Annotated in this window: 5 protein-coding genes; all 5 read left to right on the top strand. The window is 57.0% G+C overall.

The window, feature by feature from the left end; translation table 11 throughout:
- The first annotated feature begins 54 nt into the window (after nucleotides 1–54).
- The 5 genes from I5961_RS22070 to I5961_RS22050 all read left to right on the top strand — a co-directional run bounded on the left by I5961_RS22070 (nucleotide 55) and on the right by I5961_RS22050 (nucleotide 15,259).
- Nucleotides 55–3,213, top strand: a complete 3,159-nt coding sequence (locus I5961_RS22070; RefSeq protein WP_227233355.1) for a hypothetical protein — start codon at nucleotides 55–57, stop codon at nucleotides 3,211–3,213.
- Nucleotides 3,214–3,348: 135 nt separating this feature from the next.
- Nucleotides 3,349–6,957, top strand: coding sequence for a Tc toxin subunit A (locus I5961_RS22065; RefSeq protein ID WP_227233353.1), 3,609 nt, complete (start codon nucleotides 3,349–3,351; stop codon nucleotides 6,955–6,957).
- Complete coding sequence (locus I5961_RS22060; RefSeq protein WP_227233351.1) at nucleotides 6,944–11,047, top strand: neuraminidase-like domain-containing protein; 4,104 nt, start codon at nucleotides 6,944–6,946, stop codon at nucleotides 11,045–11,047. Before I5961_RS22065 ends, I5961_RS22060 begins: the two co-directional genes overlap by 14 nt.
- Nucleotides 11,044–14,766: a hypothetical protein gene (locus I5961_RS22055; RefSeq protein ID WP_227233350.1), complete on the top strand. Its 3,723-nt coding sequence runs from the start codon at nucleotides 11,044–11,046 to the stop codon at nucleotides 14,764–14,766. The genes I5961_RS22060 and I5961_RS22055 overlap by 4 nt, the downstream gene beginning before the upstream one ends.
- A complete protein-coding gene (locus tag I5961_RS22050) occupies nucleotides 14,759–15,259 on the top strand; it encodes a hypothetical protein (RefSeq protein ID WP_227233348.1) in 501 nt (166 codons plus the stop codon). The genes I5961_RS22055 and I5961_RS22050 overlap by 8 nt, the downstream gene beginning before the upstream one ends.
- Nucleotides 15,260–15,282: the final 23 nt, after the last annotated feature.

Here is a 15,282-nt window from a genome sequence, read left to right as displayed (position 1 = left end):
TGCAATGTCATTGAATGGGTTCAGTACTTGAACATCAACTCGCAGGAGACTGTGATGAGCAACAGCGAAAATGATGAAAAGCCATCGCCTGATGGGGCTGTCGACGACAAGCCAGGTTTGACGACGTTGCTCACATTGAGGGCTTACGAGGGAGATTATTGGGCAGACCTTGACCTGGAGTGTACCTACAGTCCATCAGGCGATACGTTTACCTGCCAGGCAAAACGTTACAGGGCGAGGAACAATGGGGTCAGTTCTGGCAACGTGCTTCTTGAATTCTCTGAAGTGGGACACTGGGGTGAAACTCAGTTGACGGGTAGTGCGACGCAGAATGGGAACTGGCACGACATTTCCGGAGGAGGCACCGTAACTGCCAGACCCTATTACGCGATGGTCAAGTTCCATTACATATACGACAGGAGTGGTGTTTCGGATGTCCATCTAAGATCCTCCAATGTTGTCTTTTTTGTTCCGCAACCACCACAAATTGACCCCATCGGCATTGTTACTCAACGAGCGTTTGATGTAACGGGGACGGGGATGCCCGGTGCAACCGTGTCCATTTTCAACCTTTCGTATGAGCTGCTGGGGAGCCGGGTCGTCGAAAGTAACGGGCGCTGGACCATCAGGATCACCATGCATCCTTCAGAGCCATCAATTACCTTTTACGCCACCCAAAAAGCTCCAAACGATGAAGTTTCCGACAAATCATCAAATGTCACTGTGACTTTTATGGGACGCGCTGAAATCACAAGTCCGAAAGCCAATGACATCATTTCAACGCCCAAACCCACGATTTACGGAATCGGCCAGAATGGCGCGACCATCCGCATTTACGAATCTGGCAGCGGTGTAGTTCTCTACGGTTCCGACACCGTCAATGGCGACAGTTGGAGTATTCCTCTGACGGAGCCGTTGCCGAATCGTCGAATTACACTCGTCGCCGGACAAACGTTCCATGGAATCGAAACGTGGTCCAACGAAGTACCACTCAACGTTCGGCTCAAACCCGGCACCCCGCTCATCACCAACCCTCCAGCCAATGCCATTGTGAACCGTACATTTGATATCAGCGGAACCGGAGGGGTCGCAGGGGCCGATATCAGGGTCCTGCTCGATCTTCAGGACAGGCTGGTCGGCACTACTCAGGTACAAGGCAATAGCTGGAACGCATCTGTCTCTCTCCCGAGCGACATCCCGCCAGGGGAAGTCCGCCTTGCTTGCGAGCAGTTACTCAACGGGGTGCCTTCCGATCGAAGTCTGTATCGTCCGTTCAAACTGAAACCCGAGAGGGTCACGTCACTGGCGGCGACCGTCGATGACGATGCAAAGGTCACCATTACAGGGACGGGAACAGTGGGGGCCACGCTGTACATTAACTATGTAGGCAATGATGTCCCCATCAAGACCTTCACTGTGCCCAGCAATCCCTGGAGCATGGATTACCCTGACTGGTTACCCGGAGTTGCGCCATACAGAATCGGAGCCCGACAAAGCGTGACCGGATCTGATGGACAACCGATCTATTCGGACTGGGCGGACAGAGAAGGGACGTTCACCGTCAATGTACCGTTACCGACATTGACTCATCGCGTCAGCCCGGTAGGCATTCCCACCTTTTCGGGGACCGGCAGAAACTGGCCCGGCCAAACGGCGTCCAGGATCGAAGTCCGCTTGAACAATACCAATGACCCCATCGTGCCGATTGTTGACGTAAGACCGGATCGATCCTGGACAAGCGCGGCAGCGGCACGATGGGCGCCGGGTACTTTTTCGGTGACTGCGCGACAATCCTTCCAGGCACTTTCGTCAACCTGGCTGCAGCCACCTGTAACGGTGATCATTCCCGCGCCCCCGGCGGTTATCGAAAAAGTGACCCCGAACGGCTTGTTTGCAACGGTGACTGGCCAATGCTGGCCAGGAGCTGCGTTGACGATAAGCTTCAGTGACGATTCTGCCTCCCATCCGGTTACGGATACGGACCAGAACGGGCAATGGGATTTCCAGCGCTCCACGGCGTTTCGCCCCGGCAGGCACACGGTCACGGTCACGCAGACGTTTGGTGGCCAAAGCTCAAGCCCGGTGACCCTGTCTTTCGAAATTGTGCTGAGCGCCCCCGTTATCACTCCGCCAGCCAATGGGCAAACGGATCATTTGCCGGTGCTACAAGGCACCGGCGGGATAGCGGGCTGCACGATCAGCGTGTACGACTTCGTGACCCGAGAGCTGTTGGGAGAAACGATTGCCTCGGGGAATGAGTGGTCGGTGCAGCTCACGGAACTCGAATATCAGACCCACACGGTTTTTGCCGTGCAGGTACTGGGGGATCTGCAGTCGCAACACAGTGCTTCAGTCGTTTTTACTGTGGTGTTGCTTGCACCAACGATCGACTTTCCAAAAAACGGAACATCAGTCCCTCGGACCTTCAAGGTAGAAGGCTATGCCAGGGCGGGGAAAGGATTCGACCGCACGGAGGTCGACGTGTACATCGATGGCGTTGCCCATCGTGTCTATCCGCGTTTTGGCGATGGATTTTTCCAGCAGTATTTCCCCCGGCCGTTGGGGCCATGCGTCGTGACAGCCAGGCAGTACTTCAGGGATCAGGCGTCACCGAATGCTCAAGAGGTACTTGTCACGATCGTTCCCGACAAGGCGCTCATTGAAACGCCAGGTGAGAGTGAGGCGGTCGGACAGAGCGCGGTGATCTGCGGGTTCGGGTACCCGCAAGATACCGTCGTCGTTGCCCTGCCAGGCGGCACTGAACTGGGACAGGCCGAGGTCCGGGAAGACGGGACGTGGTCCTGCGGGATCGAACTCCCTGAGACCCCTGCCGACCTTTCCCTTCTCACCGAGCAGCGCAAGGGCGGGTTCCACTCGGGTTGGTCTAAACCCAGAGCACTGCTGCGTCTCGCGCCCCCTCCTTCGTTTGACGAGCCGGCGGAGGGCCAATGGGAGGGAAAAACGCCTGGATTCGCCGGTGGTGCTCTGACGGGGTCGCAGGTTGATGTGGCCACCTGGTTCGACGCCGACGACAAGCATGCAAAAGCGCTCGTGACCAACGCTGAACGTTGGGACGGGGTATCCGAGCGAAATCTGCCTGCTGGCCCGCATTGGGCCCGTGCCGTGCAGATCCTGGGTGGAAAACGTTCCGTACCAGCGGACAGCAAACGATTCGAAGTCGCGCCCTCAGACGAGTCGTCACGCCCGGACTAATCCGACCAAAGGCGACGTCTACTGTCATTTCTGACAGTAGACGACGTCGGCTCAAACACGCCAGATTCACGGTATATGCCACGCAAAATTTGCTTGTCCATAACCGGAAATCGTTTCGAAGCCAGGAGCATCAACATGACCCGCTCTCCCGCCCAGATCGCTCAGCAGATGTTCATTGAGGCGGTCGGAAAACCCAAGCGTTCATCCACCACGGCCCTGAAACGTTTCTTCACGGCTGGAGGATCGGTCGCCGTTCTGGCAAACAAGGGCGTTGACGGGTTGATGCAAGACCTTGGCCTGGACTGGCACCAGGCCAGCATGTTTCAGCAGCGTCTCAATGTGCTTTCGAGCGTGGTATTGCGGCAGTTCATAGAACACCAGTTGACCACGAAAGATGCCACGCCTGTCGCGCGTGCGGGACTCAATAACGGTCCTACTTACGCTTTGTTGTTCAATCCGAATTTCGATGCGTTGTGCCCGCCGGGTGCCATTGAAGCCATTCATTCGCCGGCAGCGTATCTCACGGCTCTGTTGCATTGGGCAATGCATCGGCTGGGTGTGACCGATGGCAAGGGCTTTGCACTGGTGGAGCGGCGGACGGATCTCGAAAAGCTGTTGATCGATTTCAATGCCGTCCATGGCACAGTGTCGTCAGTGAACGTGATCAGCCACATCATGGAGCGCTTCATCACTGCCACACTGGGGGCCACTCAGAATCTCGACGAAGAGCTGAACGAGAAGGCATTTCCCCGCGAGCTGCCCTTTCACTGGCCTTGGGTCACCCTCGATCATGTACTGAAGGGGCATCACGAATCGGTGGGAAGCGTGGTGCGACTGTGCGATATGCAGTATCCGTACTTTCTTCGTTCTGCGCCCTGGAGCAGCCAGTCTGACGCGGCATTGATCCAGGCTTCGCGATCCAGTTCTTCTCAGCGTGCCTTGCTGATCGAACCCGCCTATTTTTCGGGCGGAGGAGGGGCGGGAGATTTCTACCCACGGTACTTCGGCCTGGCGGCAGTGGAGGGGCCAAACCTGGCGAATGTGGGGCTTTTCAACGAAAGAACGAAACTCGACAACACAAGCCTTGAGGCCTTGCTCTGCGTCGAGGCATTTTTGCCCTGGCTGTCTGAAAACGCACAGAGTCAACATGCGGGTCCCGTGAATGGCAAGGACCATGGGGCTGTTTTCATTCATGAGGCAAAGGATCCTCCCATTGCTATCCAACACCGGGAAATTGACGGCCTGAACCGTTTCGAGCAGATGACGCCTGACCGGATTGACCGTATCAATCGAATCGTGCGGTTGAGCGCCTGGATGGACCTGCAACACCACCAGACCGACAGGCTCATTGTTGCAGCGATGCTCGCTGAAACCCCGTCACCGGCCCCTTCTCGCTATTGGATAACATCGAATACCTTGCGAGCGCTCGGCCTGTTTCAGGAGCTGCGGGAAGTCTTTGAATGCACCGCAGAGGATTTCGCCGCTTTCATCGGGTCGCTTTCCGTTTTCGGGCGGGGCACGGAGCGCGCTCAGTTCGATCGAATCTTCAACAGCGCAGCCCCCGGTTTTCGTCCCCTGGTGCTGGATGATCGAGCGTTCCCGATTATTCCGGTGTCCGCTGCCGACCAGCTCACGGTCCAGCAGTTGTGCGGTGGCCTGGGCATTGATCTGGAAACCTATTTTTACCTCGCCAACCTGATTGCTGCCGCCCACGGCCTGACTCAGCTCAAGTGCAGCCTGCCGATCGTGTCCGGTTTTTATCGCATGGTCAGGCTGCCAAGGTTACTGGGGATCACTCCAATCGAAAGCGTCTTGTTGTTGAACGTGATGGGTGGTCAGGTATGGGTGAACGCGTTGGCAGGCATGCCACAGATCAACGACAGCAAATCACCCGAAGAACCGGATGTGCTGAGTGTGATGCATGCCTTGATGGATTGCGTGCGATGGGCTCGGGTCGCGCAACTGCCCGTGCATTGGGTGGTACAACACGCAATGGTCTGGCCACCGGCACAACCCGATGCCGGACAACTCACGCTGTTCGATCAGTGGCGCCATCAGGTTACGGCGGCTCTTGTGACGGAGGACGCACTGAGAATGGCCGGTGTCCTGCCCTTGTCGAACGATCGGCGGTGGTTACGGGCGCTGGCGCCATTGGTCGACGAGCGAGGTCTGATTGGTGATTTCGTCGAGTCAGCGGATCAGACCTTTGAAGCCCATGCCCGGGAGGTGATCGAGCGGGCCGTGCTGTCGGAGACGGGCAGCATCGATACCGGTCTGGTCGGGCTGATTCTGGCTGTCGTGCTGCGTTGCCGTGCCAGTCAAGGCAGCGTGGTGCAGGAGGGGCTGGCGTCGTATAGCGGTCTGAAGCCTGATCGGGTGCTGCAGGTGCTTGGCTGGTCTGGCGGGAGTGTGCATTACGTACTGGCTCAAGTGCTCGGATTGCCGCAAGAGGCTAACGACGACAGCCTTGAACAGCAGCGGGAGAACCCGTCGAGCGACCTCGTTTTACAGGTGTTGGCCGAGTTTTCGAGACGCAGTGCCGTGGTCGCAATGCTGGAACTCAGTGGAGAGTTTCTGACTCATTTCATTGCGTCGGGTGCACCTGAGGACAACGCGTTCGATCTGTCAACACTGTATGAACTTACGGTCTATAAACGTGCCCTGAGCATGATCGATCAGCCCGAAACGAGGCTGGTCGATTATCTGCGCCGGATGCTGGCGCTGCCCGCCGATCTGAGCCACCACGGTCTTGAACTGGTTCAGGAACGGGCCGCGAAGTGGCTTGCAGAGCTGTTCAACTGGAGTGTGGATGAGGTGCGCGCCTGCGCCGCTCACGTGAATCCCTCGAAAGGTTTGGTCGTGACGTTACAGCACCTCGATGTGCTGACACGTCTGCGCTTGCTTGCCAAAAAAACCGGACAGAGTGCCAGGACGCTACTCAAGCTGGGGACGCTGCCACCGGACAGCCCATATCCTGACTATGACTACGTCGCGGACCTCGTCAGAGCCAGCCTGACGATCAGGACCGAACCAACCTATACAAACGACGTCATGGCTGTGGGGCTGGACGTGGTCGTGCGTTGGACGACTGTGCCGGATCCTGTGAGGTTGATCGCCAACAAGCCCGGTGAATCCGCCGAATTCACAGTCACCGTAGAGAACCGCGAAGGTCAGGCCCGAGTGAACGTCAATGTTCACTGCGCCACTGCGCTGGGCCGGTTCGAACCGTCAATGATCACTACCGGTATCGACGGCACGGCGACGGTCAAGTTTTTCCCGGATGGCCGGATGGGCAACGTCACGCCGACATTCCGCCTCGACCTTGGTGAAGATGCAGCCGCGCCCGGCATCGAGATCGGCCCGGATATGGCCACTCTTCATGCGAAGGCCGAAAACCCTTTCCCTCTGCCAGACAGTACGGTGCTGGTCGGAACGCAGGTGACTTACCGTGCCATCGTCCAGGACGACTGGGACAACCCTGTCGCAGGCGCATCGTTGACCTGGAAACTCGATCCGTTGCCTCAGGGCGAGATCAAAACCGTCACTGATCACCAGGGACGTACCGACGTGACATTCACCAGTGACATGCCGCTTACCGTGAAGGTCAGGGCGACAGCTGAAAATTCGACCAGCGCTACTTTCCGCGATGTGAACTTTGTCGCGGACCTTTCCAGCGCTCCCGCGAGTGTCGGCATCTCGCAAGCAACCCAAACAGTGAGGGGAGACGGCGATGAACAACAATAAACAGACAGGTGAACTCTCGGCCCTGCGCCGTAATGCGTTGATCGATTTCTGCCTTCTCGCCAAGCATGAAAAAGCCGGGCTTCCGTTTCCAATGAGTACCCAATCGGCAGAAGACCTCTGGGAATGGTTGCGCTCCGATCCGCTGGACGGCGATGAGATTGAAACCTCCTGGGTGGCGGAGGCCGTGAGTTGTCTGCAGGCCTACATTCATGCGGTGTTTCAGAAGCTTGAACCAGGATACGACGGACGCGAGTTCGATCCCGACCTGCTGGAAGAGTGGGGCATCGCCGGCAGTTACGGACCGTGGTCAGCAAGCATGCTGCTGCTGTGCACCCCGGAGGACTACATCACGCCTTATGTACGCATCCGCAAAACCGAGTTGTTCAAAGTGCTTGAGAGTCATTTGAACCAGACCTCGATCACCGACGATTCGGTACTCATGGGCGTACAGCGTTACCTGCGCAGCTTTGAAGAAACCTGCAATTTGAATGTCTTGACCGGTTACCTGGACGGTGCCAATCCGCTGAACACACGTTATTACCTGGTGGGCAGGCAACGCGTTGCGCCTTATGACTGGTTCTGGCGTGCGGCGAATATCGAACTCACAGTGGATTCGCCATCGGTCAATCCGACAGCATGGCAAGAATGGAAGCGGGCCGACATGCCCACCGATGACACTGTGCTGGACTGTCGGATGGTTTATTGGGAAGGCCGGCCGTGCATGGTCTGGGTCCAATGGCGGCCAGGCGTTTTCGATAACGCGGGTGAACTGCAAAGTCCTCATGAACTGGAGGTCATGGTGGCGTTCATCGCGCTGGACGATAGCTGGTCGCCCCCCATCCGCTTGCATCTGCTGCAGACGGACAAGGACGTTTCGAAGGGTTGCCGTCTGGTCGCGGTGATATTGCGCGACGAGATCGATACCTCGTATCCCAAGGGCCGGCTGGCGGTGCACGTGACCAATGTCCAGCCTCAGGCAACGACAGCGTCAGTGCTGTCGGTGGCTATCTATGAAACCCGTGACTCGCTGTTTCGCAAAGTGAAGGACGAGACGGCGGTCATGGATTACCTGGCCAATCACTTGTTTGTCGAGCGCCGTACGCTTCAGCAAAAAATGCGGCCACAGTTGTTTCCGGCCGTTGACAGCCAGATCAGTCAGCCCGGCACGCTGGCCGATTCCCTGGGGATCAAGGCTTATATCGTGCGTAACAGCGCTACCGAGCACTCGCTCTGGGTTCAGGGGCATTGTGCTCAGGTCTCGCGTGGCAATGGCACAACGATGGATTTCACGCTTGCCGTCAAGTCCTCCACCGGTAGCGACCCGCAGCCATTGACTGACAAGTACCCGTCTTCAGGGGGATGGGCAACGAAATGGCTGGAAATCAAGCGGTCGGCGTTCAATGGCAACACGATCACCGTGACGCTGACAGGTTCGGCCAGCGCGGGTGAGCGAACCCTTGTCCTTACCGTCCCTGCGAGCCTCGCAGAGCACGGGCCGCTGCCTTATATCCATGACACCAATGAAAAGGGCGGGCAGTTTCTGGCCTTCAACCAGTTGGCAAATGTTCTCAAGTTGAAATACGTCCGGCTCAACACGTTGATCGGTCACGAACTGGTGCTGCGTTCCAGTGTTTCGATCAGCGCGCTACTTGACTGGGCGACACAGTTTCCGAAAGAGCCGCCTCTGCCTGAAAACCAGAGCGAGCCGAACGGGCCGTTCGATGGCGCCAATGGTCTGTTTTTCTGGGAGCTGTTTTTTCACTTGCCGCATCTGATTGCCGCCCGGCTGCGAGATGAAAGCCGATTTGAACAGGCACAGCGCTGGCTGCACTTCATATTCGAACCTCAAGCACCTGCGAAGCCGGAGGAAGGTGATATCCCGGCAAGACCGCAATATTGGCATTGCCGACCTCTGAACACGAAAAAGCCCGACGTTGCCTACGAGGTCTTCTCACCGGGGGATCCGGATGCCATTGCCTATTCATCGCCCTGGCATTACCAGGTCGTGATATTCCTCGACTACGTGAACAATCTCATCGCCTGGGGCGACTGGCTTTATCGCCAGATGACACGAGACAGTCTGACGGCCGCCAAGCTGCAGTATGTCCGCGCCAGATCGCTGATGGGCGCGAGACCGCATACGCGCAGCGTCAATCGCTGGGTTGCCAGAGAGCTTGGCGATCTTGTGAAGGAGATGCAGAGCCGAACGACCCTCGCGGAATTCGAAGCGACATTGCAGTTGCGAGAAGAGGATCTACCGGTCAGGGCTTTGCGCACTCAGCATTTGGGTGTCTACGGCACGACTTCTTTCAAGATACCGGTCAGCCCGCGTCTGCTGTCGTTCTTTGACCTGCCGGATCAGCGGATCGACAACATTCGTAATGGTCGGACCATCGATGGCAAGTTGGCGTCCATCCCGCTCTTTACTGCCATGGATCCACAGGACCTGTTGAACCGCCTGGCGGCTGGTAACGCCGGCCCCGTGCGGCCGATGGGCGGACAGTTGCGGGTGGCGGCCTATCGCTGGATCGTACTGTTCGATGCAGCGTTGCAGATGGTGCAGCATTTACAGGAGCTGGGAAACGAAGTGCAGCGCCTGCTTGAACAGCATGATCGGGTTCAGCAGGAAATCTTGCAGCAGCGTCATTTGACCGAGTTGGGCGATTTCTCTCGTCGGGCTCAGGAAGAATCCATCACGCGTGAGGTCGAGCTTCTCACGGCGTTGCAACACAGCTGGACCATGGCCGAGGAGCGCGAACGGCATTTCGCCGACCTGTACGAAAAAAACATTTCTCCGAGTGAGTCCACTGTCATGAAGCAGATGGAAACTGCTTCGATCCTCTCGACTTTTGCCAGCGCTTTTTACGCGGGGGCGGCGATCGTCCATGCGTTCCCCAACATTTTCGGAATGGCCAATGGCGGCCATCAGCCAGGTTTCCTGTTAAGCGCCGTGGGGAATGGTATTCAAATCAATGCAGACGCGTTGCGCGCCAATGCAGACAGAATAGCCGTCTCCGAAATCTATCGTCGCCGCCGAGAGGAATGGCGGCTGCTGCGTAATCAGGCCACTTCTGAAAAGAATGCGATCAGTGCCCAGATTGCAGGTCAGGAACGGGCCATCAACGCAGCAAGGATCAATCTGGAATACACCCTTGCCGCGAATAGCCAGACGCTCAAAATGTTCGAGTTCCTGCAGACACGGGCGACCAATTCGGAGCTTTATCAGTGGTTGATAGGGCAACTGCAAACCTTGCATTTTCAAGCGTACGACGCTGCTGTTGCTCTGTGCCTGAGTGCTCAGACAGCCCTGCGCGCGGAAACCTGCGAGTTCGATGCCTATCAACTGGACACTGATGTCTGGCGAGACCAGCGGCGCGGCTTGACCGCTGGCGCTACCTTACAGGCCGGCCTGTTGCGAATGCGGTCGGAATTTTTGCAACGACGGGAGCGACGCCAGGAGATCCTCAAGGTCGTTTCGCTACAACAACTGTTCAACGATCCGGCGACCCGGCAAAAGGGTTATGAAAACTGGGCTGATGCGCTGCAACACTTGCTCTCAAGGGGGGCTCTGGATTTCGAGCTGAGCCAACTGCTGTTCGATCGTGATTACCACGACCATTACTGCCGCCAGATCATTCGTGTCGAGGTCACGCTGCCGGTGCTCATGGGGCCCTACGAAAATGTGGTGGCGACGTTGTCACAGGTCGGCAGCTATATCGCCATGAAACCGTCGAACGAGTCTTTGGAGTATCTGCACTCCGGTGAGGGCGTTGCGCCTGCCGATGTGCTGATCAATCTGAGCAGCGGGCAGCAGATTTCTCTGTCCACCGGACTGGACGATACCGGTTCGGCTTTCCTCAGAAGTGACGAAGGCTTGACGATGCCATTCGAAAACACTGGCGCCGTCTCGCGCTGGCAGATCGTATTTCCCTGGCACCAGAAGCAACAGCCGATGTTGCTGTCGCTGACCGATATCGTGATCAAGGTGTTCTACACCGCCAAGGTCGGGGATCTGGCGTTTTCCAGAAAAGTACAGGAACTGGTGAACGAGGCTGAGCTCAAGGTCGAAGCCAAGGGAGCGCAATCATGAGCGCAAAAGAAATCGAAACGGATCACAACTTCGTGATGAACGGCGACATGACTGAGGCCTATGACCACTGGGACGATGTGGCCAATCCGGGCGGCGTCGGTATCCGGGACGACCGATGGGGCGAAGACATCGTCTCGATCATGACGCTGACTCACGGTGCGGCGGTTCGGCAAAGGTTGTTCGTGCCGATCGAACAGCAGGCGGAGGCCCTTTATAGCCTGCGTTTTCTCTATGAAAACACTTATCCGTCTTCGGTCGGGCTGGTGGTGATCAACAAAAGGGGCAGTGACGAAAAGTTTGAAATCGAATTGCCGGCGAAGGCGGGATTTTCCGATCCTCTGGCGGTTGATCTGCTTGAGGTGCGGGAGGAATTGCCGGACAGGCTGGGGTTGCAGGCGGGTGATGAGCTGGAGATCAATCTGAGCAGCCCGAGAAGGGCGGCGGGCGAACCCAGCTCCGTGGAAATCCGTCTGACCGGAATAGAGATAAAGCTGAATCTTCCGGCGCTGGCGTTGGAGGCCGTCAGCAATGATGGCAAGCGCTTCGAATCGGGGAGCGTTTTGCCGATCTGTCTGGGCGCAACGGGTGACCAACGCCACAGGGTTTCTTTTGTGGTTGATCCGCAGAGTGTCTGGAAAAACCTCGAGGCCAGCCTGTGGTTTGAAGATAACCCGCTGGAGGCCATTACCGCTGAACCCGAATTGGGGCAGCCCCAGCTCATCGAGCTGGACTGGTTGCTGGATTGTCCGGAGCCGTCAGGTAAAGAACCTTATGAACTGAACGCGAAAATTCATAGCAAATACTCGGCGCCCCCTTATTCGCTGTCGGTTAACTGGGGGCATCATCGCTTGGCGTTGCGCGCACTCAAGCAGGCCGAAACGTGCCCGGTCATCGAGTACAACCAATCGGTGGAGCTGCGGGTTCAGGTCATATCCTTCTACACCCAGGCACCGGTAGCGAGAGAAGTGGTCTGGCGGGTTGAAGGTAAAGAGGGGAAGGTTCTGCACCGGGCACACACCGATGCTCAAGGTTGCGCGACCTTCCAGTACACACCAACCGAAGAGGGGGAGAGCCAGGTCACTGCCTCGGTTGCCAGTCTTCTGTCCGACAATGGCGAGGCGACGCATACATTCAGGGTCTGGGCGTTTGCTATTGATCCGTTCAAAACCTTGCAGGCTCGCTTCGATGGCGGAGCACCGGCCCTCTGGGGGGCGAAAACCCGCTATCCGGAGCGCGGTGAGCGCTTCCTCGTCAATCTGGACTTGCCTGCGGGACATCCTCTGAGCGCCGCCGGGTTTTTCCTGATTTGGGCCAATGGTGATTCTCAAGAGGATGTGGGCGCAACCGCTCAGCCGGGCTTCGGTACTCCTGCGCCTGTTGTTGACGGTACGGTCCTCTGGACGACGCACTTCGAGGACAAGCGAGATGGCCTGTTTGATTGGGCTCTCGGTTGTACAGGCTTGCAGCATGTATCGTCAGGCAATGCTCTTTCGCTGGCGCACAACAGAATCGAGATCGGCGAAATCTGGGGGCCGAACAAATCACCGGTGGTGGACGAGCGCGATGTCGTCACGTGCATGGTGAAAGTACAAAAACGCGACAGGCAACCGGTCGGTAATGTGGCAATCGAGTTTGTTACCCCTGCCGGTACGGTCAAATCTTTCACGGGTGTAGATGGCTGGGGAAGTGTCGATCACACACCGACCGAGGCCGGAGATTACGAAATCGTCGCGCGGGTTCAGCGCCATGAAGATGCTCCTGTGGATGAGCGTTCATTTGCCGTCAAGGCTCTACCCACCAGCGCATGGGAAGGGCAGGTCAACGTCTCTCTGGACGGGAAACCGGTCGATCGGCTGATTCAGGGGATGGTCTGCCGGCGTGGCAGACCGCACAAGCTGCGGATTGATCCCGTTGCGGGCAGCAGCTTTGTCGGTCAATCGATTGCTCTGAACTGGAACGGAAATACACCCCCTTTGCCGGGATTCCAGCTGAGTCCGGCGGTCGGCGTTGCCCGGGAGCTGAGCATTTCCGGCCTTGAGTGGGACATTGTTTCAGGCTCGGACAAGAGTGGATTCTCGACCCTGGCGTTCAGCAGTTCTCATTTGCCGGAAAAACGCGAGTTTGCATTGCGGCTGCTGGCCGCCGATCTTGCCAGTGAGGCCCGTGCGATGCTTGATCATGTTTCGGCAGAGCCGGGTAAAGACACGCTTTACCCCTGCCTTTGGGCTACCCACAAATCCGCACTTATGCCAAACGGGGTCAGTGCGTTGCACGGACTGACGGTGAACTCCGCCATTTCACCGATTCCACCTGGTCTGGTGATCGATCCGCCGCTGTCAACCGATCTTGTCATGACGGCGGGGGGGGCACGCAGGGAACTGAATTTTTCCAATAGCTCGGCCAATGCAGTGATGACATTGACCGAGACCGTCATGGTCGGTGATGAGCCTCTGACGGCGCAGACTCAATTGAAGCTGGGTCACAATAAAATCAAATCGGTGGCCGCTCTCGGGCCGGCGATTGATCCGGTTTTGAGCAAGGGGCAGCGTGCGCGAGTGCAAGCACAGTTCTACTCGGCATTTGCTGATCGGCCGGTTGAGTCTTCGTCGATTGCATGGCATGTGGAAAGTGCAGATCCGGTCAATGCCCTGACAGATTCGGATGGCTGGTCAACGTATGACGCAAAGCCGCAAAGCGCGGGTATCAGTACCGTAAGCGCGACCGCTCTCAATCTGTACGATCAGACAACGGCCGAGCAGCATTTCGAACTCAAGACCTTGCCGGACGATCCCTGGAAAAGTCTGCGGCTGGTCACCGAGTCATTCGATGGTCTTTGGGGGCAACGTGCTTTGTTCCCCAGACGTGCTGAGCCGTTCAGCTTTCATCTGCAGGCCGACGATACCCATCCCTTGCGCAATCAACAGCTGGCTGTCGGCCTGGATCATCCTGTGCCGAGCGAGCTCGGGCTTGAATTCAGCGAGGTGTTGGGTGAGTTCCGGGATTGGACGGGTGAGGAACTGACATGCTCGTTCAATGCCGGCGATATCAAGGACGGCAGCATGGCCGTTCGATTGGCCGCCAGTCGTTTGCTGGAACTGTCTCCTCCTCAACCTATGTCATTGGGTAGTCAAGCCATTGCTGCGCACATCAATGCGAGTGCCGGTGTGTTTCAGACTGTCAATTGGGGGGAACCGGTTGTTTGCGAAGTCAAGTTGACGAGTGCGTTGACCGGAAAGTCGATGGCAAACATGCGGGTCAAGTGGGAGCGGCCAGAACATGAGGCGATGTTTACGACCACTAATCATCGGGGCATGACGCGAATCAGCTTCGTCCCCGACTTTGCCGGCCCGGGTGCAGTTCGTGCGTCGGTGGCGGGCGGCACTGACTCGGCGTATGTCGATTTCCAATACTTCATGAATGAACCTCGCCGGATTGAAGCCTTGTTCTCCGATGTAACGGAGGGAACACCGGGGACGAGGGTCACAGCACACATCATTTTGGTGTCGGCCAGCAGCGGCAGGCGTTTGAAAGGCGTCCAAGTTGAATGGAAGTTCCTTGATCTTTCCATCCCGCCGACGACGACTGACGACAAAGGGGAGGCTGAGACTGTGTTCAGATTACCTGCCTTCAACACAGCTGTTCTTCGTGCAACTGTGACAGGCGGGATTGCCGGTTGGAGTGTCAAACAAATCGAGTTCAAGGGGGTGCCTAATGTCTAATATTTCCGTAAGTTCTCAGACCTGGTTGCAGAATTTCAGACCCTACGTGAATAGCACAAAAGTAAAATGGCCTGACCTGTATTTGTATCTGATGGCGGGAGAGTGCATCGATCTGACGCTGGAGTTTGAATACAGCTATTTGATTGGCGATCCGGAGTCCCCTTTGAAGTTGTGTTGTGAGCCGGACGCGGAGTCGTTGGGGTTGGAGTGTGATCCGCCTTTTGGGCAACTAGTGGAAATGAAGGAAGGGCTTATCGAACTGACTTGGCATATTTCTGCTCACAAGACATCCGGTGCACCGTTTGAACTGCATTTTGAGATGCCTTTGTATCAGGGGATGCCGCCTTCACCGTTGGTACCGGGAAAAATAGAGGACGTGCTTATCGACTCGCTCAGGTGCGATCGACCTGTGACTTATGTTGGATATGAAGTCAATGCTCAGGCCTTGGTGCTGGCTTCCCCAGCGGTCGACCTGTGCCGGGAGTCACTCTGAATTGGACCTACGCAGGAAGGCCG

It is taken from the genome of Pseudomonas sp. IAC-BECa141, assembly GCF_020544405.1.
Taxonomy (GTDB): Bacteria; Pseudomonadota; Gammaproteobacteria; order Pseudomonadales; family Pseudomonadaceae; genus Aquipseudomonas.
Note: the sequence above shows the minus strand (reverse complement) of the source record. Positions and strands in the feature narration are given on the sequence as shown.

Coding starts and splice junctions, on each gene's coding strand:
- I5961_RS22070 (WP_227233355.1), top strand. CDS start 55: ATGAGCAACAGCGAAAATGATGAAAAGCCATCGCCTGATGGGGCTGTC.
- I5961_RS22065 (WP_227233353.1), top strand. CDS start 3,349: ATGACCCGCTCTCCCGCCCAGATCGCTCAGCAGATGTTCATTGAGGCG.
- I5961_RS22060 (WP_227233351.1), top strand. CDS start 6,944: ATGAACAACAATAAACAGACAGGTGAACTCTCGGCCCTGCGCCGTAAT.
- I5961_RS22055 (WP_227233350.1), top strand. CDS start 11,044: ATGAGCGCAAAAGAAATCGAAACGGATCACAACTTCGTGATGAACGGC.
- I5961_RS22050 (WP_227233348.1), top strand. CDS start 14,759: ATGTCTAATATTTCCGTAAGTTCTCAGACCTGGTTGCAGAATTTCAGA.